Here is a 24,165-nt window from a genome sequence, read left to right as displayed (position 1 = left end):
CTTTCACTCATGAGCTGTAGACGCTGTTCTCGTGGACGTACTCGGCCGTGAGGTCGTTGGTCCAGACGGCCGCCGAGGCGTCGCCGGCACGGAGGTCCACGGCGACGGCGATCCTGCGCCCCGACATGTCCACCGTGTCGCGTGGTTCCCCGGCCGCTCCGTCGCGGCAGACCCAGACGCCGTTGATCGCCACGTCCAGCAGATCCGGATCGAATACGGCGTCCGTCGTGCCGATCGCCGAAAGCACCCGGCCCCAGTTCGGGTCCTCGCCGTGCAGCGCGCACTTGAGGAGGTTGTTCCGGGCCACCGAGCGGGCCACCGTGACGGCGTCCTCCTCGGACGCCGCCCCGACGACCGCCACCTCGATCTCCTTGGAAGCGCCCTCGGCGTCGGAGACGAGCTGCCGTGCCAGGTCGCGGCAGACGGCATGGACGGCCTCGGCGAACTCCCCTTCGCCCGGGGTCACTCCGGAGGCCCCGGACGCGAGCAGCAGCACCGTGTCGTTGGTGGACATACAGCCGTCGGAGTCCACCCGGTCGAATGTGGTGCGCACGGCCGCGCGCAGCGCCGCGTCGAGGGCCGGGCCGCTCACCTCGGCGTCCGTGGTGAGCACCGCCAGCATGGTGGCCAGTCCCGGAGCGAGCATGCCCGCGCCCTTGGCCATCCCTCCCACGGTCCATCCGGACCGGGTCGTCGCCGCGGTCTTGTGGACCGTGTCCGTCGTTTTGATCGCCACGGCCGCGTTCTCGCCGCCGTCGGCCGACAGCCGCCCGGCGGCGGCGTCGATGCCCGAGACGACCCGGTCCATCGGCAGGGGCACGCCGATGAGGCCCGTCGAGCACACGGCCACATCGCCGGCGTCGGCCCCGATCGCCGCGGCCGCGCGTTCGGCCGTCAGCCGTGCGTCCCGGGCGCCCGCCGGACCCGTACAGGCGTTGGCGCCGCCGGAGTTGAGGACGACCGCGGTCAGCCGGCCGTCCGCCAGCACACGGCGGGACCAGCGCACCGGCGCGGCCTGCACCCGGTTCGAGGTGAACACCCCGGCGGCGGCCCGGGACGGTCCCCGGTTCACCACCAGGGCCAGGTCGGGAGCCCCGGATTCCTTGATGCCGGCGGCCACACCGCCGGCAAGGAACCCCTGGGCAGCGGTCACGGTCACGGAGCCACTCCATTCACGGGCAGGCCCAGGTGCTCGGGCAGGTCCAGGGCGACGTTCATGCACTGCACCGCGCCGCCGGCGGTGCCCTTCACCAGGTTGTCGATCGCACTGACACAGATCAGCCGGCGGGCGGCCGGATCCACGGCCACCTGCACCTGGACGGTGTTCGAGCCGATGACCGATCCGGTGGACGGCCAGTGGCCCGGTGGCAGCAACCGGATGAACGGTTCACCGGCGTACGCGGCTTCGAAGGCCGCCCGCACCTCGTCGAGGGCGCCGTCCTCGGCGACCCCGGGACGCAGCCGGGCGGAGCAGGTGGCGAGGATGCCGCGCGGCATGGGCGCCAGCGTCGGAGTGAACGACACGGTCACGCGCTCGCCCGCGGCCCGCGACAGGTTCTGCGTCAGCTCCGGAGTGTGCCGGTGGCCGCCGCCGACGCCGTAGGGCGTCATGGACCCCATCACCTCGGAGCCGAGCAGATGAGGCTTGACCGCCCGGCCGGCCCCGGACGTTCCGCTGGCGGCGGTGACCACGGCGTCCGGCTCGGCCAGCCGGGCCGTGTAGGCGGGGAAGAGCGCCAGGGTGACCGCCGTCGGGTAGCACCCCGGTACGGCGATCCGGCGCGCACCGCGCAACTCGTCTCGCGCGCCGGGCAGTTCCGGCAGGCCGTAGGGCCAGGTCCCCGCGTGCTCCGTGCCGTAGAAGCGCACCCAGTCGGCGGCGTCGCGCAGCCGGAAGTCCGCCCCGCAGTCCACGACGAGGGCATCGTCAGCGAGCGCGCGGGCGAGCGGCGCCGACTCGCCGTGGGGGAGGGCGAGGAAGACCACGTCGTGCCCGCCCAGCACCTCGGCCGAGGTCCGCTCCAGCGTCCGGTCGGCGAGTGCGGCCAGCTGCGGCTGCGTTTCACCGAGCGGGCGGCCCGCGCTGCTGTGCGCCGTCACGGCGCCGATCCCCACGCCGGGATGGGACGTCAGCAGACGCAGCAGCTCGCCGCCGGCGTAGCCGCTGGCTCCGGCCACCGCGACCCGTACGGTCATGTTCGTTCCGTCTTTCCTGATTGGTGAGGGTGTGCAGGGAGGGAGATAGGCGTCATGCGTCACGGGCGCCCTGCGCAGCAGCAGGTCGCGCAGCAGGGCGTCCCTGGGGAAGACCACGCCGCCGCCTGCCACCATGAAACTTAGCTAAGCCTAACCTAACTTTGCTTGTGAGGCCGGTTCAGGCCGCCCGCCAGTAGCCGAGGGCGTGCAGACGCTCCCTCGGCACGCCGAGCTGTTTGCGTGCGAAGGCGGCGAGACCCCGGGTGGTGGCCGTGTCGCAGGCGATCCAGACATAGGCCGCGTCGTCCAACTGCTGCGGAAGGGCCTCGTGGACCGCTTCGACGAGACTGCCGCCCCCGTCCCGCCGCGGCACCGGGATCAGTTCGCGGGAAGCGGCTCCGCCTCGCGGCGCGTGCTCGTCGTCGCGGGGATGGGACGTCTCGTACCAGATCACGGCCGGCGTCAGCGGCATCGCGTCGAGCAGCGAGTCGATGGCCGGGCGGGAGGCGGCGTCGCCGACGACGAGGAGCCGGGACGGCGCCGGGTCCGGCACGCTGAACTGTGAGCCCTGCACCGTCGCCTCGATCGTGTCGCCCGGCCTCGCGGCGCGCGCCCAGTCGCTGGCGCAACCGGGGTGCAGAACGAAGTCCATGCTGAACGCGCCGGTGACGGGGTCCGGATCCACAAGCGTGTAGGCGCGCTGATGCGGTCGGCCGCCGTTGTCGAACCACAGGCGCACCCACATCGTCGGATGCACCCCCGTCTCCTGGAGCATTCCGCCGTCGTCGAAGCAGAGGCGGTGCAGCCGCTCCGAGATCCGCTCGTTCGATCGGACGGTGAACGTGAAGTCCTTGCCTCGCATGAGCTTGAGGACGGCGCCTTGCCAGCCGTGTCCCACGGCTTCCCCCCGGGGTCGAAGTGATTAGGTAAGCCTAATCTAAATCGATCTGCCCGTCCGTGGGGAAGGTGTGGGCGGCAAGCCGCCGCAGCGGCCCGCTCGGACGCCCTGCGCAGATCCGCGCGACCTGCGACCCGCAGGCCCGCGGAGTCCACGGGCGGCTGCCCGACCCGTACGTACGACAGGGGCCCCGTATCCGCCATGCCGCCGCCTCCCAGCAGCGATACCGGATGCATGGACACGACGGTCGCCGCCCCCTCGCGCCGAGGTGCTGCGGGACCGCTGCCGCAGCCGACTGCCCGAGCGCTTGCAGGAACTGGACGGCCCTGTCGAGGGCAACGTGGACCTGCCGCTTCACATCGTCTGGTCGGGGCGGACGAGCTACAGCCTGGACCGTACGAAGTCCCGCATGACGCTCTGCCGGACCGTCCTCGCCGAAGGACTGAGTGAGGACCTGGTGGCTTTCCTGCACCACCGGCTGCACACCGAGCAGTGGCCCGTGCTGCGGCGCTTGACGCCCTTCTGTGATCGGAACGGAGGGCATGGGTCAGTTCGATCTCGGCATGATTGGTCGTCAGGAAAGTCAGCAACCGGTCAGCGTGAGTTCTGCAACACCCGGGGGCAGCTGACCGAATATGGGAGTCGCTGTAGGCTCCAGATACCGCCCTTGACCTGCGGAGCAGGCAGGGAGCAGACAGACTGGGAGTTTCTCCGTGTTTCGTACCATGTTCAAGTCCAAGATCCATCGGGCCACCGTGACCCAGGCCGATCTGCACTACGTCGGCTCCGTCACCGTGGACGCCGAGCTGATGGAGGCGGCCGATCTGCTGCCCGGAGAGCTCGTCCACATCGTCGACATCACCAACGGCGCCCGGCTGGAGACGTATGTCATCGAAGGCGAGCGCGGCTCGGGGGTCATCGGGATCAACGGCGCGGCCGCCCATCTGGTGCACCCCGGCGATCTGGTGATTCTGATCAGCTATGCGCAGGTGGACGACGCCGAGGCGCGGACGCTCCAGCCGAGGGTCGTGCACGTCGACGCGGACAACCGGATCGTGGCGCTGGGTTCCGACGCCTCGGCGCCCGTGCCCGGCAGCCGTACGGAGCGCAGCCCCCACGCCGTCGGCTGAAGCGGCGCCCCGCCGCGAGTGAACCGGGCGGGCGTGGGCACGCGACGGGGAGACAGTGGGAACGCATGACGTCCGATCTCTGGAGGCCAGGCATGCCCCATCCGTATCCCGACCTCGTATCGCCGCCCCCGCCCCGCCCGAGGCCGGTGCCCGAGCCGACGCCGGGCCCGGTGCCGCCGTCGCCGGGGCCGGGGCCCGGGCCCGTTCCGACGCCGGAGCCCATGCCCAGCCCCGGACCCGACCCCGTCCCGAAGCCACCGGGCCCCGACCCCGTGCCGGAGCCGGAGCCCGAGCCGGGGCCCGTCGGCTGATCGTGCCGGCCCGCCGGCGGGGCGGTGCGCCGCCGGCGGACCGGGTCCGGGCGACCGGCGCCCTGTCCGGCGGCTCCCGCGCCGGGAAGCGGCCCGTACGGCTCAGCCCGCGGAAACCTCCGAGCGGTCACCGCCCCAGAGCGTGTGGAACGACCCCTCCCGGTCGGTCCGCCGGTAGGTGTGGGCTCCGAAGAAGTCCCGCTGCCCCTGGGTGAGCGCCGCGGGCAGCCGGTCGGCGCGCAGGGCGTCGTAGTACGCCAGAGCGGCCGAGAACCCCGGCGTCGGCACGCCCTGTCGGGCCGCCGTCGCCACCACCTCGCGCCAGTCGTCCTGCGCCGCGCCGATCTCCTCCGCGAACCGCTTGTCCGACAGCAGGCTCGGCAGCTCGGGCCGCGTCTCGTACGCGGTCCGGATGCGGTCCAGGAACGCCGCCCTGATGATGCAGCCCGCACGCCAGATCGACGCCACCGCGCCCGGGTCGACTCCCCACTCGTGGTGCTCGCTGCCCGCCTGGATCTGGTGGAAGCCCTGCGTGTACGACACGATCTTGGACGCGTACAGGGCCTGCTCGACCCGCTCGGCGAACCGCGCCGCCGCCTCCTCGTCCAGCGGCTGCGGCACGGGCCCCGGCAGCGACCGGGACGCCTCGCGCAGCTCCGCGTGTCCGGACAGCGAGCGGGCGAAGACCGCCTCCGCGATGCCGGAGACCGGCACACCCAGGTCGAGGGCGATCTGCACCGTCCAGCGGCCGGTGCCCTTCTGCTCCGCGCGGTCGGCGACCACGTCCACGAACGGCCGGCCCGTCACCGGGTCCGCATGCGCCAGCACCTCGGCCGTGATCTCGATCAGATACGAGTCCAGACGCCCCTCGTTCCAGGTGCGGAAGGTGTCGGCGATCCGGGCGGGGGAGTACCCGGCGACCGCGCGCAGCAGGTGATAGGCCTCGGCGATCAGCTGCATGTCGGCGTACTCGATGCCGTTGTGCACCATCTTCACGAAGTGGCCCGCCCCGTCGGGGCCTACATGGGTGACGCAGGGCGTGCCGTCCGGGGCCTTGGCGGCGATCCTCTCCAGCAGCGGCCCCAGGGACTTGTACGACTCGGCCGAGCCGCCGGGCATGATGCTCGGCCCGTGCAGCGCCCCCTCCTCGCCGCCGGAGATGCCCACGCCCACGAAGTGGATGCCGCGCTCCCGCAGCTCCCTCTCCCGGCGTCGGGTGTCCGCGACGTGCGCGTTGCCGCCGTCGATGATCACATCGCCTTCCTCCAGGAGAGGAGCGAACTCCTGGATCACCGCGTCCGTGGGCTCGCCCGCCTTGACCATGATCACCAGACGTCGGGGGCGCTCCAGGGCCGCGACGAACTCCCGGGCCGACTCGGCCGGAACAAAGCTCCCCTCGTCGCCGAACTCGTCGACAAGCGCCCGCGTCCGGGCGGCCGTGCGGTTGTGCACGGCCACCGTGAAGCCGTTGCGTGCGAAGTTGCGGGCCAGGTTGCGGCCCATGACCGCGAGCCCCGTGACGCCGATCTGGGCATGTCCGCTCATGCTGTGTGCTCCCGTCCACCCTGTGGAGTGCTGGCGTGCCTGTCGTGCCGGTGCTGTTGCCCGGTGTACGTGTGGAGTCTTACGCACACGCCCCGCCCGGCGCTCAACGACCGGCACACAAGCCCGCCCGCGGGCACGATTCGGGCGCTGCTGAGCGGCAATCGGGCGGTGTCCGATCCGCGCCGAGCACGGCGACCCGCAACGTTCCGGACGCCCGTGGTAGAGAAACGGGCATAAACGGGCACAGCAGAGGCCACGAAGAACCTGGTGAAGCGCCCGTGCGTGCTTGTACAAACGACGCACGGGCCCGAACGGACTCAAAGGACCCGGGCGCAGAACAGCGCATCAGCACACACGCAGGGATGAATGCCATGGACACCGAGGAACGCCGACGGGGGATTCTCGAAGCCGCCCGCGCCGACGGCGCGGTCGAGGTCAACGCCCTCGCCGAGCGTTTCCAGGTGGCCAAGGAGACCATCAGGCGCGATCTGCACGCACTGGAGGAGCACGGCCTGGTCCGCCGGACGCACGGCGGGGCCTATCCGGTCGAGAGCGCGGGCTTTGAGACCACGCTCGCCAGCCGCACCCTGCGCCATGTGCCGCAGAAGTCCCGGGTCGCCGCGGCCGCCGCCGAACTGCTCGGCGACGCGGAGACCGTCTTCGTCGACGAGGGCTTCACCCCGCAGCTCGTCGCCGAAGCACTGCCCCGGGACCGGCCGCTGACCGTGGTCACCGCGTCCCTCACGGTGGCGACGGTCCTCGCGGACGCCGAGAAGATCACCGTACTGCTGCTCGGCGGCCGCGTACGGGGCGGCACCCTGGCCACCGTCGACGCCTGGACCACCCGGATGCTCGCGGACTTCGTCATCGACCTGGCGTACATCGGAGCGAACGGCATCTCCCGCGAATACGGGCTCACCACCCCCGACCCGGCGGTCGCCGCAGTCAAGTCCCAGGCCATGCGCAGCTCACGACGCCGCGTGTTCGCCGGCATCCACGCCAAGTTCGGCGCGGTCAGCTTCTGCCGATTCGCAGAGGTCGGCCAGTTCGAAGCCATCGTCACCGACGCGGCGCTGCCCGCGGCCGAGGCCCAGCGCTACTCGCTGCTCGGCCCGCAGGTCATCCGCGTCTGACCGCACCGCCGCCGCACCGGCGGCACAGCGCGACAACCACACCCATCGACACCCCCCGGCGCCGCCGGGGGCGGGGCCGACCCTTCCCCGAAACGCCACCCCCCGCCTTCCTGATCGAGCCGCTACCAGACATTCAGGAGATCTCATGTCCGCACGGAGAAGAACACACACGGGCCGCACCAGAGCGGTGCAGACGGTCGCCGCAGCCGCCGCCATCGCCCTCCTCGCCGGCTGCGCCGGCGCGGGCGGCGCAGCCGGAGGCGAGGACGGCGACGGCCTCAATGTGCTGATGGTCAACAACCCCCAGATGGCCGACCTGCAGAAGCTCACCGCCGAGCACTTCACCAAGAAGACCGGTATCAAGGTCAACTTCACGGTGCTCCCCGAGAACGACGTCCGCGACAAGATCAGCCAGGACTTCGCCAACCAGGCCGGCCAGTACGACATCGCCACCATCAGCAACTACGAGGTGCCGTTCTACTCCAAGAACGGCTGGCTCCACGCCCTCGACGAACATGTCGAGGCGGACAAGGAGTTCGACCAGTCCGACATCCTGCCGCCGCTGCGTGACTCCCTCACCGCCGACGGCAAGCTCTACGCCCAGCCGTTCTACGGTGAGTCGTCCTTCCTGATGTACCGCAAGGACGTCTTCGACAAGCACGGGCTGACCATGCCCGACAAGCCCACCTGGCAGGAGGTCGCCGACCTCGCCGCCAAGGCGGACAGCGCCGAGAGCGACATGAAGGGCATCTGCCTGCGCGGACTGCCCGGCTGGGGCCAGCTCATCGCCCCGCTCACCACCGTCGTCAACACCATGGGCGGCACCTGGTTCGACAAGGACTGGAAGCCCCAGCTCACCTCGCCGGAGTTCACCAAGGCCACCGAGTTCTACGTCGACCTGGTGCGCAAGCACGGCCAGGCGGGTGCGGCCCAGTCCGGCTACACCGAGTGCCTCAACAACATGACCCAGGGCAAGACCGCCATGTGGTACGACGCCACCGCCGCCGCCGGAACGCTGGAGGCCCCGGACTCCCCGGTCAAGGGCAAGATCGGCTATGTGCCTGCGCCCGTCGAGAAGACGAAGAGCTCCGGCTGGCTCTACACCTGGGCCTGGGGCGTCCAGAAGGCGTCCAAGAATCCCGACGACGCCTGGAAGTTCATCTCCTGGGCCTCGGGCAAGGGGTACGAGCAGCTGGTGGGCGAGCAGCTCGGCTGGGGTAAGGTGCCCGCCGGCAAGCGGAGCTCCACCTACGCCAACCCCGACTACCGCAAGGCCGCTTCGGCGCACGCCGACGTCACCGAGGAGGCCATCGCCAGCGCCAACGCCAAGAGCCCCGGAGTGCAGCCGCGCCCCGCACCCGGCATCCAGTTCGTCGGGATACCGGAGTTCACCGACCTCGGCACCAAGGTCTCCCAGGAGATCAGCGCCGCGATCGCCGGACGCCAGTCCGTCGCAGAGGCCCTTCAGAAGTCCCAGAAGCTCGCCGAGAAGGTCGCTGAGGAGTACCGATGAGCACCCTCGCGGCCCCCAAGGCGGCCGCCCCGCCCGCCGGTCCGCCGCCCTCGGGCGGCGGGCCCGGCGGGGGACCGGGACCGCGCCGCGGCGGAGTCCGGGCCTGGGCCACGCGCGCGCCGCTGCTGCCCGCGCTGGTCTTCCTGATCGCCGTCACCCAGCTGCCCTTCGCCGCCACCCTCGTCATCTCGCTCTTCGACTGGAACTCCCTGAGCCCCGACGAGCGGGCGTTCGCGGGCTTCGCCAACTACGCCGAGGTGTTCACCGACGAGTCGCTGCGCGAATCGGTGTTCACCACGGTGCTGCTCACCGCGAGCGTGGTGATCGTCAGCGTGGTCCTCGGGCTGCTGCTGGCGCTGCTCCTCGACCGCACCTTCGCCGGGCGGGGCATCGTCCGCACCCTGCTGATCACCCCGTTCCTGATCGTCCCCGTCTCCGCGGCGCTGCTGTTCAAGCACGCCCTCTACAACCCCGAGTACGGGCTGCTCAACGGCGCCTGGAGCTGGATCGCCTCCCTGTTCGGCAGCGACAGCCCCGCCCAGCCGGACTGGATCTCCGACATGCCGCTGACCGCGGTCGTCGCGGCGCTGGTGTGGCAGTGGACGCCGTTCATGATGCTCATCCTGCTGGCCGGGCTGCAGAGCAGGCCCGCGGAGGTGATGGAGGCGGCTCGGCTCGACGGCGCGAGCAGCTGGCAGACCTTCCGCTATCTGACGCTGCCGCATCTGCGCCGCTACCTCGAACTGGGCATCCTGCTGGGCTCGATCTACATCGTCCAGAACTTCGACGCCGTGTTCACCCTCACCTCCGGCGGGCTGGGCACCGCCAACCTGCCCTACAGCATCTACCAGACCTTCTACCAGGCCCATGAGTACGGGCTCGCCTCGGCGGCCGGGGTCGTGGTGGTGCTCGGCACGATCGTCATCGCCACCTTCGCGCTGCGCGTCGTGTCGTCCCTGTTCAGCGAGGAGGTCTCCCGCTCATGACCGCCGTGTCCCTCTCGCCTCCGGGCCGGGCCGCCGCGCCCGCCGCCCGGCGGGCACGCCGGCGCTCCGCCGCGCTCGGCGTGCTCGCCTGGGCCGCCGGGATCGGCTTCTGCCTTCCCGCCCTGTGGATGGCGCTGACCTCGCTGCACTCCGAGACCGACGCCGCCGCCAACCCGCCCGCCCTGACCGCCTCCCTCACCCTCGACGGCTACCGGGCGTTCTTCGGCGCGGACGGCGGCTCCACGCCCTGGCCGTCGCTGCTCAACTCGCTCAGCGCATCCGCCCTGTCCACCGTCCTGGTGCTGCTGCTGGCGCTCCCGGCCGCGTACGCGCTGTCCATCCGGCCCGTGCGCAAGTGGCGGGACGTGATGTTCTTCTTCCTGTCGACGAAGATGCTGCCGGTCGTCGCCGGGCTGCTGCCGATCTATCTCTTCGCCAAGAACGCCGGACTGCTGGACAACATCTGGCTGCTCGTCATCCTCTACACCTCGATGAACCTGCCGATCGCGGTGTGGATGATGCAGTCCTTCCTGGCGGATGTGCCGGTCTCCATCATCGAGGCCGCGCAGGTCGACGGGGCGCGGCTGCCGACCGTGCTGGCCCGGGTGGTGGCCCCGGTCGCCGCCCCCGGCATCGCGGCCACCGCGCTGATCTGCTTCATCTTCAGCTGGAACGAACTTCTCTTCGCCCGGGTGCTCACCGGCGTCGCCGCCCAGACCGCCCCCGTCTATCTGACCGGATTCGTCACCAGCCAGGGCCTGTTCCTCGCCCAGCTGTGCGCCGCGTCCGTCGTCGTGTCCCTGCCGGTGCTCGCCGCCGGCTACGCCGCCCAGGACAAGCTCGTCCAGGGCCTCTCCCTTGGAGCTGTGAAATGAGGGCAGCGATCGTCGAAGCCCCCGGCAAGATCTCGGTCAGCACGGTGCCCGACCCGTCCCCCGGGCCGCGCGACGTGGTGGTCCGGGTGGCCTCGTGCGGGCTGTGCGGCACCGATCTGCACATCCTGCAGGGCGAGTTCGCGCCCACGCTGCCGATCGTGCCGGGCCATGAGTTCGCCGGAGAGGTCGTCGCGGCCGGCGCGGACGTCACCGAGGTGTCCGTCGGAGACAAGGTCGCCGTCGACCCCTCCCTGCACTGCCACGAGTGCCGCTACTGCCGCGCGGGCCGGGGCAACCTCTGCGACCGCTGGGCCGCCATCGGCGTCTCCGTCGCCGGAGGCGCGGCCGAGTACGCCGTCGCGCCCGTCGCGAACTGCGTCAGGCTGCCCGACCACGTCGACGTCGCCGACGCGGCGCTGATCGAGCCGCTGTCCTGCGCGGTGCGCGGATACGACGTGCTCTCCGGCACCCTCGGCGCGGAGGTGCTGATCTACGGCTCCGGCACCATGGGCCTGATGATGCTGGAGCTGGCCAAGCGCACCGGCGCGGCGAGCGTGGACGTCCTCGACGTCAACCCCGACCGGCTGGCCACCGCGGGTCTGCTCGGCTGCTCCCGCTCGGCGGCTGCCGCCGAGGAACTGGACCGCGGCCCGCGCGGCTGGGACGTCGTCGTCGACGCCACCGGCAACGCCGCCGCCATCCAGGACGGCCTGGGCCGGGTCGCCAAGGGAGGCACCTTCCTGCAGTTCGGGGTCTCCGACTACGCGACCACCGCCGTCATCGAGCCGTACCGCATCTACAACCAGGAGATCACCATCACCGGCTCCATGGCCGTTCTGCACAGCTTCGAACGGGCCGCCGCGCTCTTCGCCGCAGGGGTGCTCGACCCGGCCGTCTTCATCAGCGACCGGCTGCCGCTGGAGCAGTACCCCGAGGCCATGGAGCGCTTCAAGGCGGGCCAGGGGCGCAAAATCGTGGTACAGCCGTGAGCGGCGGCCGCGAGGCCGTACTGGTTCTCGGCGAGGCGCTGGTCGACCTGATTCCGGCGCCCGGCGCGCCCGGCGTCCTGTCGGCGGAACCGGGCGGAGCCCCTGCCAATGTGGCGGCGGGGCTCGCCCGTCTGGGCACGCCCGTGGCCTTCGCCGGGACGCTGGGCGGCGATGCGCTCGCCGGCCTGCTTCAGCGGCGGCTGACCGCGGCCGGAGTCGACCTGAGCTTGTGCGGCCGCTCCGCACTGCCCACCCCGCTCGCGGTCGCCGACCCGGCCGCGCACGGCAACGGCTACCGTTTCCACCTCCAGGCCACCGCGGCCTTCCACCTGGCGGAGCGGACCGCCGACGTCGCGCGCTTTGGCACCGTGTACGCGGGCGGGCTGGCCGCCGTCGTCGAGCCGGCGGCCCGCGCGGTCGCCGAGACGGCCCGCGCGGCGGCCGCCGGGGACAGCCTGCTGGTCGTCGACCCCAATGTGCGCGCCGACCGCACCCTCGACCCGCTGCGCGGCCCGCGGCTGCTGCGCGAACTGTGTGCACTCGCCCATGTCGTCAAGGCGAGCGACGAGGATCTCGCCCAGCTCTGGCCGCACCGCGATCCGCGGGAGAGCTGCCGTCGGCTCGCGGCGCACGGCCGTCTGGCGGTGCTCACCCGCGGCGCAGAGGGCAGTGCCGCGTACCTGCCGGACGGATCCGAGGTCCGGGCGCCCGCCGTGCCCGTCGACGTGGTGAACACCATCGGCGCGGGCGACGCCTTCACCGCGGCCGTGCTGAGCAGGCTCGCCGGACTGCGGCCGAAGGGGATCGTGAGGCTCACCGCCGGTCGGGTGGAGGAGATGCTGTCCTTCGCCGCGCGGACGGCCGCGGCGGTCTGCGCGCAGGAGGGGACCGAGGTCGTGCCGCCTGAAGCCGTGACGGCCTGACGGCCTGAGGGCCTGACGGCCTGACGGCCTGACGGCCTGGAGCCGTGACGGCCAGACGGCCTGACGGCCTGAAGTCATGACGGTGTCGGCCGTCGGGCCCGGCCGCCCCTGGGTGCGCGCTGCCGGGGGCCGTCCGGCCGGTTCCCGGACCGTCCGGCACCCCTTCGAAGGCCGCTCGAAGGCCGCCCGCCGCCGCCCGAGGCCGCCCGGCGCGGATCGGCCCGCCCTGTGTCGCCCCCGGCCCCCTGCGCATCCCGTGGGCGTCTCCCGCCGGTTGTTCTCTCTCCTGCCCTCCCTCTTATGCCCTGGGGGCTCCGCATCCCCGGTACGGCCTTCGGCCGTGCCCTCGAACGCCGGAAGGGCTCGATTGGGCTGCGCCCAGTTCAGCCCCGTCGGCGATTGAGGCGCGGGGGTCCCGGGGCGGAGCCCCCGCACGGGGTCTGGGGCGAAAGCCCCCAGGTCTTGGAATGGGGGCCCACGCCCCGGGGCGCGGGGGAGGTCAGGGCGGAGGAAACGCCACCGAGGGCCCGGACGGGGGCGCAGAGCATGGGCTCGTGCGCCGTGACTGAACCCTTGTCACGATCCCCGTGGGGCACCTAGGTTGGCCGATTGCGAGATGACCAACGCCAGTGGGGGAGCCCTGCCATGGCCGCTACCGGTCGGCACCGCCGAGTCCAGCCGAGCCGTTTCAACCGCGCGTCCCTCACCGTCACGGCAGGCGGTGCGGGCATGGCCCTCCCCCTGATCGGTGCGGGCGCCGCGCATTCCGCCTCCGTGGACGTCTGGGAGGAGGTCGCCGCCTGCGAATCCAGCGACGACTGGTCGATCAACACCGGCAACGGCTACTACGGGGGACTGCAGTTCACCCAGTCCACCTGGGAGGAGTTCGGCGGACGGCAGTACGCGCCGCGCGCCGACCTCGCCACCAAGGACCAGCAGATCGCAGTGGCCGAGCGGGTCCTCAAGGGCCAGGGGCCGCGCGCCTGGCCGACCTGCTCGGTGCGTGCGGGGCTGACCCGCGGCGGCGACGCACCCGACATCTCCCCCCAGGAGCGCGGCGACCGGGCGGAGGCCGAAGCCGAGAAGCGCGAGCGGGCCGCGTCGGCCGCCTCGCCCACGTCCGTGCCGACACAGCGCGAGGGCTATACGGTCGCCCGGGGCGACTCCCTCTCCAAGATCGCCGAGGCCCGGCGGGTCAGCGGCGGCTGGCCGCGGCTGTACCGCGACAACCGCTCGGTCGTCGGCGACGACCCCGACCTGATCTTCCCCGGCCAGCGGCTGACACTGCCCGGCGGCGGGAGCGACGCCGACCGGCCCCCGGCGCAGGGGCAGCCGAAGTCCGCAGAGAAGCAGCGGCCCCGGAAGCGCACCAAGCCCGAAGCACAGCCCCGTACACAGCCGAAAGCTCCGCCCAAGGCAGCGCCCGGGGCCACACCCGCGCCGGAGTCCGAGCAGGCTTCGAAGCCGGCGCGCGAGGACCCGCCCGCACAAAGCGGCGGCCTGTCCGCCCCCGTCGAGGCGGGCCCCGGCACCCCCTACCGCAAGGCCGGCGCCGCCTGGGCGCGCGGCTACCACACCGGCGTGGACTTCCCGGTGCCCACCGGCACGGCCGTGAAGGCCGTCGCCCCGGGCCATGTGGTCTCCGCGGGCTGGGAGGGGCCGTACGGCTACCAGGTCGTCATCCGGCACACGGACGGCAGGTACAGCCAGTACGCGCATCTGTCCGCGCTGAGCGTCCGCCCCGGACAGCAGGTCAACGGCGGCCAGCGGATCGCGCGCTCAGGGTCCACCGGCAACAGCACGGGACCGCACCTCCACTTCGAGGTGCGCACGGCTCCCGGGTACGGCACGGACATCGATCCCCTTGCCTACCTCAGGTCGGGCGGCGTCGCCGTCTGAGCGCAGTGGCCCGGACGGCTGTGCGGCCCGCTCTTCCGACGGCTGAGCCGGCACCGCCGCGGGGCGCAGCCGCTGCCGGGTCAGCATGATCAGACCGGCGGCCGCGACCGCCCCGGACGCCAGGGCCAGCACCGTGCCGAGCGCCCCGAACCGAAACGTCTCGCCGAACAGCGTCACCCCGACCGCGGTGGCCGCCACCGGGTTGACCACGGTCACCGTGGCCAGCGGGGCGGCGAGTCCCGCCCCGCGGTAGGACGCCTGCGACAGCAGCAGACCTCCCACGGCCAGCACCGCCACGACCAGCAGGCTCGGCCACTGCGCCAGCGGCGCGCTCCACGACCAGTCCACCGACACCGTCTTGGTGAACACGGACGCGATGCCGAAGGCCGCGCCTGCCGCGCCCGCGAGCAGCACGCTGCGCATCGCGCCGCGGTGCACGCCCTGGGCCAGCAGGAACAGCAGCGTCACCCCGCCCAGCGTCGCGGCCGCCAGCAGCCCGCGCTCCGCGCCGTCCAGCGAACGCGAGTCGGCGGGACCCGTCAGGGCCAGCAGCCCGGCGAGCCCCGCCGTCGCCACAAGCGCTCCGCGCCAGGCGGCGGCGGGGGCTCTGCGCCGTACGAACAGCGCCGCCATCGGCAGCGCGAAGACGATCGTCAGCGCTCCCAGCGGCTGCACCGCGCTCAGCGGCCCGTACGCCAGAGCCAGCACATGCAGCACCGCGCCGAGCCCGTTGAGCGCCACGGCCGCCCACCAGCGCGCCTGGTGCAGCGGGGCGTAGGGGTGCGCGGGGCTGGTTGCCGCCACGCGTTCCTGGAGGATCGCCCCGCCCGCGTAGGCGAGCGCGGAGAGCAGGGACAGCAGAACGGCCGGCGCAAGGGTACTCATGGGCACCACGATGTCCCCTGTGGGCGCTCACGTCGTCGTCCTTGAGCAGGCACTTGAACATACTCCCGACGTAGTACGGGGGTATGTCCGCAGTCCCCCTCCCGGCGGGGGCGGGGGCCGGGCCATGGCGCGGTGCCCGACCCGTCCGACGCGAACGGCGTTGTCCCACCAGTATCCGGCGCACGCCCGAGGCTCGCTCGCCGCACGCCCGAGGACGGCAAGGTTCCGGAGGCCGGGGACACCTGCTGCGAACGTGTGTGCGGCAAGGGCGGCCATCTCCGCCGACCCGTCCCCGAAACGGGCTGTCATCGGGTTGAACGTTCCTCCCTGCAAGGGCATGCCGGACCGAGATCCGGTGCGCCCTGCAGATCACGCCCGCCCGGAGGTCTAGTCCACTAGGTGAAGCCGGGTCCCTTGCGCCAGTCGGCAGAGTTCGCTCCGGGTCTGTGCGGCGGCGGTGGTGGCGGTGTCAAGGGCTCGGGCGGCTCGTGGGGGCATTTGGCCGAATACTTGAGCACTCAGTAAAGTTTCACTCTTGGAACTACGGCGTACGAGTGACAGAGGAATCGGCATCCGCGATGACGGCGACCAACGAAAGCCCGGCACCGGCGTACGGCCCGGGCATCGACCCCGAGCGGCTCGCCGTCTGTCTGGGCGTGCTCGACGAGCTGGACGAGCTGGAGATCGACCACCCCGACGCGGTCGCCGTACGCCGGGCCACCGCGGGCGTCTACCGCACCGTGAAGCAGCGCCGCCGCCAGGAGCGCCGGGCGGCCAAGACCGCCCATGACCGGGCGGTCACCGAGGCCACCGCCACCGGCTCCGCCGACCGCATCGACGACGAGACCCAGGGGCTGCTGCCCACCTCCTCGGTCGTCGGGGAGATCGCGGGCATACTCCAGCGCCCCCGTTCCTGCTACATCTGCAAGACCCGCTACACCGAGGTCGACGCCTTCTACCACCAGCTGTGCCAGAAGTGCGCCGCCGAGAACCGCGTCCGCCGCGACGCCCGCGCCGATCTGACCGGTCGGCGGGCCCTGCTCACCGGCGGCCGCGCCAAGATCGGCATGTATATCGCGCTGCGGCTGCTGCGCGACGGCGCGCACACCACCGTCACCACCCGCTTCCCCAAGGACGCGATCCGCCGCTTCAAGGCGATGCCGGACAGCGACGAGTGGATCCACCGTCTCAAGATCGTCGGCATTGATCTGCGGGATCCGGCCCAGGTCGTCGCCCTGGCCGACTCGGTGGCCGCCGAGGGGCCGCTGGACGTCCTGATCAACAACGCCGCGCAGACGGTGCGCCGCTCCCAGCAGGCCTACAGCGAGCTGCTCGCCGCCGAGGCCGCCCCGCTGCCCGCGGGCGAGCTGCCGGCCTCCGAGGTGATCGGCGCCTTCGGCAGCGGCGCGCAGGCGGCGCTGCCCGTCGGGGGCGGCGAGAAGCTGACCGCCCAGGACGTCGCCGAACTGGCGCTGGTCACCGGCTCCGCATCCCTTGCCAGGATCGAGGCGGGCACCGCCATCGACGCCGGCGGGCTGGTCCCCGATCTGCATGACACCAACAGCTGGGTCCAGACGGTCTCCGAGGTGGACCCCGTCGAACTGCTCGAGGTCCAGCTCTGCAACTCCACCGCGCCGTTCATCCTGATCAGCAGGCTCCGTCCGGCGCTCGCCGCCTCCTCCGCCCGGCGCGCCTACGTCGTCAACGTCTCCGCGATGGAGGGCGTCTTCGGCCGCGGCTACAAGGGAGCGGGACACCCGCACACGAACATGGCCAAAGCCGCGCTGAACATGCTCACCCGCACCAGCGCCCAGGAGATGTTCGAGACCGACGGCATCCTGATGACCGCGGTCGACACCGGGTGGATCACCGACGAGCGTCCGCACCCGGACAAGATGCGCCTGGCGGACGCGGGTTTCCACGCTCCGCTCGATCTGGTCGACGGGGCGGCCCGCGTCTACGACCCGATCGTACGGGGCGAGTCGGGCGAGGATCTGTACGGCTGCTTCCTCAAGGACTACGCCCCCGCCAACTGGTAACTCGTCTGACGCACCAGTCACGCACCACCCAGCGTCCTCGTGTTAAACAGAGCATGGGACAACTGGCCGGAATTGAGCAGATTTACAGGCCCCATCGAGCGGGGGCGCGCTCATTTGGTTAGTCTTGGGTGAACGGACGGCCTCCAAGGGATCCACGAAGCCCCCTCGGTCGTCCTGGGACAGGCCTGAAAGAGGCTGCGGTCCCGCCAGCGACGGCGCCACCGCGACCGAACTGCCCCTGTCCCCTTTACGCGACACAGAGGAGTGCGCGGTGACGACAGAAGTGACGAAGCATGACAAGCGCCCACCGGAAGGCGCCGACGAGCAAGCCAATCAGCCGGAAGAGCTCAACAGCCTCGATGTATGGGCCCGCTCGGCCCCCATCCGGCTGGCCGGTTACGAAGACGACCTCGCTGAGCCCCACATCCTGCCCGGCGTCGACTGAAGCGCGGTGCTTCGTTCCCGTACCCCCTGGCCCCGGAGCCAGGGGGTACGGCCGTCCGGGTGAACCGGTCGGGCGCAAGGCGCTGACGGCGGTTCGTCGCCGTACGGGGCCCTCCGCCGGCGTCCCGGCTGTGGCGCGGGCTCAGCGCAGCCGCGTCGGGCGGAGGAAGTCGCGCACATAAGTGCGGTGCCACCAGGCGCCGGTGGCGCGCAGTTCGCGCCAGGTCGTGAAGCGGTAGTGGAAGAGCCGGGCCCTGACGTACACCGGCGGAGCGTCGGGGAAGGGGTTGCGGGCGAGCAGGCGCAGGGTGTCGCGGTCGCCGTCCAGGAGACGTGCGACGAAGGGGCCGAACCAGGAGCGGGCGTAGGCGGGGGACAGGGCGGCGAACCACATCATCCAGTCCAGCCGCAGATGGTACGGGGCGTACTGGCGCGGCAGTCTGCGGACGTCGGTGGGCTTGCCCTTGAAGCCGTACTCGCGCCACACCGTGCCCTCGTGCGGCGCCTGCTCGTCCGTGCCCTCGACGACCACCTCGAAGCGGACCCGGCCCACCGAGCCGAACGCGCCGTAGGCGTTGACCAGATGGAAGGGATCGAAGGAGCGGTTCATCGCCTGGCGGCGGGAGAGCAGATTGCGCGCCGGCCGGTAGCTGAGGAGCAGCACCCCGGCGGCGACCGCGATCACGACGGCCTCGTACCAGAGCGGCGGCCGGGGCAGCGACGGGGGCGCCGCCACGGCCGAGAAGTCCACCGCGGAGAGCGCGAGGGCGATCGTCAGCCAGTTCAGCCAGGAGAAGTTGCCGGACAGCACCAGCCACAGCTGGGTGAGCACCATCAGCCCGGCCGCCGCCGACGCCACGGGCTGGGGGGTGAACAGCAGCACCGGCACCAGCAGCTGCGTCACATGGTTGGCGGCGGCCTCGACGCGGTGCAGGGGGCGCGGCATCCGGTGGAAGAACCAGCTCAGCGGCCCCGGCATCGGCTGGGTCTCATGGTGGTACTGGAGGCAGGTCAGATCCCGCCAGCACCGATCCCCGCGGATCTTGATCAGTCCCGCGCCGAACTCCACCCGGAACAGCACCCACCGCAGCATCCAGAGCACCAGCACCGGCGGCGCGGTCCGCTCGTTCCCGAGGAAGACGGCCAGGAACCCCGTCTCCAGCAGCAGCGACTCCCATCCGAAGCCGTACCAGGTCTGCCCCACGTTGACGATGGACAGATACAGCGCCCACAGCACCGCCCAGCAGGCCATCGCCGCCCACAGCGGCACCTGGTCGGCCGCCCCGGCCGCGAGGGCCGCGGCGAGCGCGCAGCCGGCCCAGGCGACCGCGGCGAAGAAGCGGTCCGAGTAGTGGAGGTGGAACAGGCTCGGCGTCTGCCGGGGCGACGCCTGCCGCAGGTAGTCGGGGACGGGCAGCATGCCACGCTCGCCGATCAGCGCCCGGAACTGGAGCGCCGCGGTGAGGAACGCGATCAGGTACACACCGGCGAGAGCCCGCTGGAAGACAAGCCGGCTCAGCCAGTAGTCACCATCCGTGAACCATTCCATCACTCCCAGTATCAATCCGCGGCGATGTTCCGCAGGGTGCGGCCGAGCCGGCGGGCGTACTTCCGCTGAAGCACGGGGACGAGCGGGCCGGCGAGCCGCGTGTACCAGGCGGCGGGCCTGCTGAAGGCGGTGACCGTGAACCACACCGTCCCGTCCTCGCGGAGGTCGACGACGAACGACTCCTCGCCGCGCTCCGGGTGCCCGGTCAGCGTTCCGTAGGCGAAGCCCGTCCGGTCCGGCCCGTACGCCGTCCACACCACCTCGCACGGCGCGCCCAGCCGCAGCGGGCCGAGGCCGGCCGACACCTCCAGCCGTACGCCGGGCTCCGCCCGGACCGCGTCGCTGTCCACCCGGGCGCCCGACCCGCGGTGCATCCCCCATGTGGTGACCGCGGCGCCCGCGGCCTCGAAGCAGGGGCGGCCTCGTCCGATCGGCTCGGTGTGGCGGAGGTGGCGGTAGCCGGAGGGCAGCGGCTCATGGCGGGTGGCGCCGACCTCGGCGTAGCCGAGCACGCGGGCGTCCCGGTCCGTGCGGGCGTCGCGTCCCGGCGTACGGCGGTCGCGGCCGGGGCGGCGGGCGCGGCTCATGCGGGGGTCTCCTTGGTCTCCTTGAGGCGTCGCCAGGCGAGGATCGAGCAGAGCGCGAAGCCGAGGGCGTTGCCCAGGCCGTGGGTGGCGGCCATCCAGGTCAGGCTCGGGCGGGGGAGGCCGGTGGCCTCGCCCGCCGCCCAGCTCAGCGCGAGCAGCATGGTGGCCGCCAGGACCGCCGCCGAGACGGCCAACAGGGCGCGGGTGACCCGGTCCCGTCCGCCGGTCCGGATGTCGCGCCAGGTCAACAGTGCCACGGTCCACATGCCCGCGGTCAGGACGAGCGCTCCGGCCAGCTCGGCCCAGTCGTCGATGAAGTAGCCGGCCAGCACGAGCAGCGTGCCCAGCGGCACGCTGAGCGCCGCGAAGCGGGCGGCCGGACCCTCGGCGGTGCGGCACACGAGCCCGGCCACGAGGGCCGCCGCGAAACCCGCGTAGTGGAAGTGCGGCACCGTCAGGGCCAGGATCTCCAGGCTGAAGCCGAACAGCTCATGGCCCGAGCGCTCCGCCACCAGCGCCGCTCCCGCCACCGAGGGGGCGGCCAGTGCGGCGAGCACCGCCGCCTCGGCCGCCGACGGGGAGCGGGTGCATGACAGCCTGCGGACGGCGGCCGCGGCCGGCAGCAGGGTGCCGATCGCGTAGACCGAGGCCAGCGCCACGGCCGCGGGCGAGCGCGGCAGCCACAGCGCGACCGCCCCGGGCGCCGCGAACAGCAGCCATGTCCGCCGAATGGGCGCGAGCCCCTCGGCGTCGATCAGACGCAGCCCGGCGGGCACGACGAACAGCATGCCGAGCATCACGATCAGGTTGACCAGCACGGACATCGATATCCCACCCCGGCTTTGAACATGTTCAATTCCTTCGCGGATGACAGTAGAAGGTTATTTGAACATGTTCAAGTCGCGACCGCCGCTGAATTCCGGCAAAACGTATAGCGACATGTCGGGCAGGAGAGTCGGGAGCATCTGTGCGCTCATCCACGCGCCGCGGATATGCCGCGACCGTCGTCGCGATCGCGCTGTCCATCGGACTGTTCGCCTCCGGATGCGGCGGCGACAGTGAGGCGGCGGGCCCTGAGAAGATCCTTCTGCAGCCGGTCGCCTCACCCGGCCCCGATCCCTTCACCACCTCGGCGTCCCTGGTGATGCCCAGCCCGCGCCCCGACGGGACCGCTCGGCCGACGGCGTCGCCCACGGACACTGCGACGCCTTCGCCCAGCCCCGGCCCCACCGTCCAGTCGTTGCGCACCGTCTCCGGCTCCATGGCCGGCCTCTACGGCGGCGTCCGCAACGAGCCGAGCTGCGACACGGAACGACTGGTCAGCCTGCTGGGCGCCGACCAGTCCAAGACACGCGCCTTCGCCCGGGCGGCCGCCATCACCCAGGAGGCCGTCCCGTCCTTCCTGCGCGGGCTGACGCCCGTCGTGCTGCGTGCCGACACGCGTGTCACCAACCACGGCTACCGCTCCGGCGCCGCCGTCGCCTTCCAGTCCGTCCTGCAGACCGGCACCGCGGTGCTGGCGGACGAGTACGGCGCGCCGCGTGTGCGCTGCGCCTGCGGCAATCCGCTCAAGGCGCCCGTCGCGGTCGACGGCGCCGTCGTGTACAGCGGGCGCCCATGGCCCGGCTTCCGGCCGGAGAAGAGCGTCGTGGTCAAGCCCTCCGCACAGATCGTCAGCAGCCTGATCATCGTCGACGTGGACAACGGCACCTGGATCGAACGCAGGACCGGAACCGACGGCGAGGAGGACCGGGAGCCCGACGTGCTGCCGCCCGTCGACCCCGACGACGTCTTCGACGGGCCGCAGGCCGGGACTTCGTCCGCACCGGACGGCGGCCCGGCCGTCCCCGACGCGCCCGGGCAGGCCGCCCCCGGCAGCCCTCCTCCCGCGCCGTCCGACCCCGTCGCTCCGCCTCCGGTCGCTCCGCCTCCGGTCGAGCCGCCCTCGGACGCGCCCGTGCCGCCTGAGAACGACGTCACCAGGACCGGCCCCGACGAACCGATCGCCGCCGACGCGGCGGCCCAGCCGGACCTCTTCCCCGGCTGAGCGGCCCGGCGGGCAGCGGTGAGCGGACCAGCGGAACAGTCGAAGAAACCGGCGAATGATGGCAGAGTGGCTCCATGGTTGAGCGGGCAGCGGGTGCCCTGTCGCTCCCCGACGACTGGCCGGCCCATCCGGATCTGAGCCTCACCCTCAACCGCATGGGCAGCTTCGACTGGGACCTGGCCAGCGGACTGCTCCACCTGGACCGGTCCGCCCTCGAGGTGTTCGATCTGCGCCCCGACGAATACGCCGGCCACCCGGAGAGCCTCGCCTCCCGGGTGCCCGCGGACGAGCGCGTCCGCCTCGACGCCGTCGTGGCGCAGGCCCTCAAGAACGGCGAGGACCACTACGGCGCCTACTTCCGCATCCGCTGCCGTGACGGGAGCCTGCGCTGGACGCACACCCAGGGCACCGTGCGCCGCGACGAGGGCGGGCGGCCGCTGCGGATCATCGGCATCGTCCGCGACGCCACCCAGGAGCTGGCCGACTCCCTGGCCCGCCGCGAAGTCGACGTCGAACGCCGCCGCCAGACCAGCGTGGTGGAGTCCACCACCGCCGCGCTCGCCCACGCCAGAACCGTCCAGGACGTGATCGACATCCTGAACGACTCGCACGGACTGGAGCACTTCGGCGCGACCAGCCTGGTGATGGGCCTGCTGGAGTCGGGCCGCATCCATCTGGTGGCCGAAGGCCCCGAGGGCTCCTTCGTCCCCGGCACCCGCTACACCCGCATCGACGAGGGCTATCCGATGAGCGAGGTGGTACGCACCCTCGCCCCCCGCTTCATCGAGTCCAAGGAGGACTTCGCCGAGTCCTATCCGCTGCTCTGGCCGCACATCGCCCACCTGGGCATCAACGCGGCCGCCTATCTGCCGCTGATCGCCCAGGCCCGCCCGATCGGCGCACTGGGCCTGCTCTACCGCGACCGGTACGGATTCAGCGCCGAGGAGCGCAATGTGCTGGTGGCGCTCGGCAGCAGCATCGCGCAGAGCCTGCAGCGGGCCATGCTCTACGAGCAGGAGCACGACCTCGCGGAGGGTCTGCAGCAGGCGATGCTGCCTCGGCGCATCCCGGAAGTGCCGGGCGCGCAGATCGCCGTGCGCTACCGCTCCGCCCGCCTCGGCCAGGACATCGGCGGCGACTGGTACGACGTCATCAGCCTGCCCGGCGGCCGGGTCGGCGCGGTCATCGGGGACGTACAGGGCCATGACACCCACGCCGCCGCGGTCATGGGACAGCTCCGGATCGTGCTGCGCGCCTACGCGGCCGAGGGGCACACCCCGGCCACCGTGATGGCCCGGGCGTCCGTCTTCCTCCATGAGCTGGACACCGACCGCTTCGCGACCTGCACCTATGCGGAGGCCGACCTGTCCACGGGCGTCGTGCAGGTGGTGCGCGCCGGACATGTCGACCCGCTGATCCGGCAGAGCGACGGCGCGTCCCGGCGACTGCCGGTGGAGGGCGGGCTGCCGCTCGGCCTCTCGGCGGAGTTCGGCCGGCTGGAGTACCCGGTGACCACCGTGGAGCTGGACCCCGGCCAGATCCTGCTGCTCTACACCGACGGGCTGGTGGAGATGCCCGGCGCGGACTTCGACGACGGGATGCAACTGCTGACCTCGCTCGTGGACAGCGGTCCGCGCGATCTGCAGCTGCTCGCGGACCGGCTGTGCGAGGTGGTCGACGAACGGGGCGGCGAGGACGACGTGGCCCTGCTGCTGTTGCGCCGCAAGGGCGCGGTCGGCCCGCAGACCGGCGGGCGGCTGCAGCAGCACGTCGCGCAGAACGACCCCGAGGCGCTGCGCTCCGCCCGGCACATGATCAGGGCGGCCGTGCGGGCATGGGGGGCGCGGGAGCGGTCGGACGAGATCGAGCTGGCCGCCGACGAGCTGGTCACCAATGCGCTGATGCACACCGACGGCGGGGCGATCGTGACGATCCGGGTGCTGTCCGCCATGGAGCGCCGGCTGAGGGTGGAGGTCGAGGACCGCTCCAGCGCCCTGCCGCGACGCCGGGACGCGGGCGAGTCCGGCGTCTCCGGGCGCGGGCTGATGCTGGTGGACCGGCTTGCGGAGGCGTGGGGGGTGGAGTCCCGGGGCAGCGGCAAGTGCGTGTGGTGCGAGTTCATCATCCCGGAGCGGGTGCCGGCCGCGTTCCCCGGCGGGCCCGGCGGGTAGCTCCGCGGACAGGCGGGCGGGTCGACGGGGGGTCGGCACGGGCCG

At 72.2% G+C, this 24,165-nt stretch carries 20 protein-coding genes; 12 read left to right on the top strand and 8 right to left on the bottom strand.

Annotated features, from left to right (window positions below):
* Positions 1-7: 7 nt before the first annotated feature.
* The 3 genes from argJ to QCN29_RS04295 form a co-directional block, all read right to left on the bottom strand.
* Positions 8-1,159: a bifunctional glutamate N-acetyltransferase/amino-acid acetyltransferase ArgJ gene (argJ, locus tag QCN29_RS04305; protein WP_279926322.1), complete on the bottom strand. Its 1,152-nt coding sequence runs from the start codon at positions 1,157-1,159 to the stop codon at positions 8-10.
* Entirely contained in the window at positions 1,156-2,196 is a 1,041-nt protein-coding gene (argC, locus tag QCN29_RS04300) for an N-acetyl-gamma-glutamyl-phosphate reductase (RefSeq protein WP_279926426.1), read from the bottom strand. Before argC ends, argJ begins: the two co-directional genes overlap by 4 nt.
* Positions 2,197-2,374: 178 nt before the next feature.
* On the bottom strand, positions 2,375-3,094 hold the full coding sequence (locus QCN29_RS04295; RefSeq protein WP_279926321.1) for a siderophore-interacting protein: 720 nt from the start codon (positions 3,092-3,094) through the stop codon (positions 2,375-2,377).
* A gap of 713 nt (positions 3,095-3,807) precedes the next feature.
* Here QCN29_RS04295 and panD point away from each other — a divergent pair.
* Complete coding sequence (gene panD, locus QCN29_RS04290; protein ID WP_240135678.1) at positions 3,808-4,224, top strand: aspartate 1-decarboxylase; 417 nt, start codon at positions 3,808-3,810, stop codon at positions 4,222-4,224.
* 413 nt (positions 4,225-4,637) lie between these two features.
* Here the strand turns inward: panD and gndA are convergent, their stop codons facing one another.
* Positions 4,638-6,080 (bottom strand): NADP-dependent phosphogluconate dehydrogenase, encoded by a 1,443-nt coding sequence (gene gndA, locus QCN29_RS04285; protein WP_279926320.1) that lies wholly within the window; start codon positions 6,078-6,080, stop codon positions 4,638-4,640.
* Positions 6,081-6,451: 371 nt separating this feature from the next.
* On the opposite strand from gndA, the gene QCN29_RS04280 reads away from it, so the two are divergent.
* The 7 genes from QCN29_RS04280 (at position 6,452) to QCN29_RS04250 (ending at position 14,398) form a co-directional block, all read left to right on the top strand.
* A complete protein-coding gene (locus QCN29_RS04280) occupies positions 6,452-7,213 on the top strand; it encodes a DeoR/GlpR family DNA-binding transcription regulator (RefSeq protein ID WP_240135680.1) in 762 nt (253 codons plus the stop codon).
* 145 nt (positions 7,214-7,358) lie between these two features.
* The gene (locus tag QCN29_RS04275) at positions 7,359-8,726 is read left to right on the top strand and encodes an ABC transporter substrate-binding protein (RefSeq protein WP_279926319.1); all 1,368 of its coding nucleotides are present in this window, start codon (positions 7,359-7,361) and stop codon (positions 8,724-8,726) included.
* Positions 8,723-9,712, top strand: coding sequence for a carbohydrate ABC transporter permease (locus tag QCN29_RS04270; RefSeq protein ID WP_279926318.1), 990 nt, complete (start codon positions 8,723-8,725; stop codon positions 9,710-9,712). The genes QCN29_RS04275 and QCN29_RS04270 overlap by 4 nt, the downstream gene beginning before the upstream one ends.
* A complete protein-coding gene (locus QCN29_RS04265; protein ID WP_279926317.1) occupies positions 9,709-10,587 on the top strand; it encodes a carbohydrate ABC transporter permease in 879 nt (292 codons plus the stop codon). Before QCN29_RS04270 ends, QCN29_RS04265 begins: the two co-directional genes overlap by 4 nt.
* A complete protein-coding gene (locus tag QCN29_RS04260) occupies positions 10,584-11,576 on the top strand; it encodes a zinc-dependent alcohol dehydrogenase family protein (RefSeq protein WP_279926316.1) in 993 nt (330 codons plus the stop codon). Before QCN29_RS04265 ends, QCN29_RS04260 begins: the two co-directional genes overlap by 4 nt.
* The gene (locus tag QCN29_RS04255) at positions 11,573-12,499 is read left to right on the top strand and encodes a PfkB family carbohydrate kinase (protein ID WP_279926315.1); all 927 of its coding nucleotides are present in this window, start codon (positions 11,573-11,575) and stop codon (positions 12,497-12,499) included. The genes QCN29_RS04260 and QCN29_RS04255 overlap by 4 nt, the downstream gene beginning before the upstream one ends.
* A gap of 645 nt (positions 12,500-13,144) precedes the next feature.
* Positions 13,145-14,398, top strand: coding sequence for a transglycosylase family protein (locus QCN29_RS04250; protein ID WP_279926313.1), 1,254 nt, complete (start codon positions 13,145-13,147; stop codon positions 14,396-14,398).
* On the opposite strand, the gene QCN29_RS04245 is transcribed toward QCN29_RS04250, so the two are convergent.
* Complete coding sequence (locus tag QCN29_RS04245) at positions 14,279-15,283, bottom strand: DMT family transporter (RefSeq protein ID WP_279926312.1); 1,005 nt, start codon at positions 15,281-15,283, stop codon at positions 14,279-14,281. The two genes, QCN29_RS04250 and QCN29_RS04245, sit on opposite strands and share 120 nt — an antisense overlap.
* A 578-nt stretch (positions 15,284-15,861) precedes the next feature.
* On the opposite strand from QCN29_RS04245, the gene QCN29_RS04240 reads away from it, so the two are divergent.
* On the top strand, positions 15,862-17,322 hold the full coding sequence (locus tag QCN29_RS04240; protein WP_279926311.1) for an SDR family NAD(P)-dependent oxidoreductase: 1,461 nt from the start codon (positions 15,862-15,864) through the stop codon (positions 17,320-17,322).
* Between the two features lie 271 nt (positions 17,323-17,593).
* Complete coding sequence (locus QCN29_RS04235) at positions 17,594-17,767, top strand: hypothetical protein (protein WP_240135689.1); 174 nt, start codon at positions 17,594-17,596, stop codon at positions 17,765-17,767.
* 141 nt (positions 17,768-17,908) lie between these two features.
* Here the strand turns inward: QCN29_RS04235 and QCN29_RS04230 are convergent, their stop codons facing one another.
* Genes QCN29_RS04230 through QCN29_RS04220 form a run of 3 tightly spaced genes read right to left on the bottom strand, consistent with a single transcriptional unit; the run spans position 17,909 to position 20,726 of the window.
* Entirely contained in the window at positions 17,909-19,315 is a 1,407-nt protein-coding gene (locus QCN29_RS04230; protein ID WP_279926310.1) for a lipase maturation factor family protein, read from the bottom strand.
* An 11-nt stretch (positions 19,316-19,326) separates the two neighbouring features.
* A complete protein-coding gene (locus tag QCN29_RS04225; protein ID WP_279926309.1) occupies positions 19,327-19,902 on the bottom strand; it encodes a DUF1990 family protein in 576 nt (191 codons plus the stop codon).
* Positions 19,899-20,726, bottom strand: coding sequence for a YndJ family protein (locus QCN29_RS04220; protein ID WP_279926308.1), 828 nt, complete (start codon positions 20,724-20,726; stop codon positions 19,899-19,901). The genes QCN29_RS04225 and QCN29_RS04220 overlap by 4 nt, the downstream gene beginning before the upstream one ends.
* Positions 20,727-20,869: 143 nt before the next feature.
* On the opposite strand from QCN29_RS04220, the gene QCN29_RS04215 reads away from it, so the two are divergent.
* Positions 20,870-21,949, top strand: coding sequence for a DUF6777 domain-containing protein (locus QCN29_RS04215; RefSeq protein ID WP_279926307.1), 1,080 nt, complete (start codon positions 20,870-20,872; stop codon positions 21,947-21,949).
* Between the two features lie 74 nt (positions 21,950-22,023).
* Positions 22,024-24,120, top strand: coding sequence for a SpoIIE family protein phosphatase (locus QCN29_RS04210; RefSeq protein WP_279926306.1), 2,097 nt, complete (start codon positions 22,024-22,026; stop codon positions 24,118-24,120).
* The last annotated feature ends 45 nt before the right edge of the window (positions 24,121-24,165 follow it).

This window comes from Streptomyces chengmaiensis (assembly GCF_029846775.1).
GTDB lineage: Bacteria > Actinomycetota > Actinomycetes > Streptomycetales > Streptomycetaceae > Streptomyces > Streptomyces chengmaiensis.
This window is presented reverse-complemented; position numbering and strand designations above follow the sequence as displayed.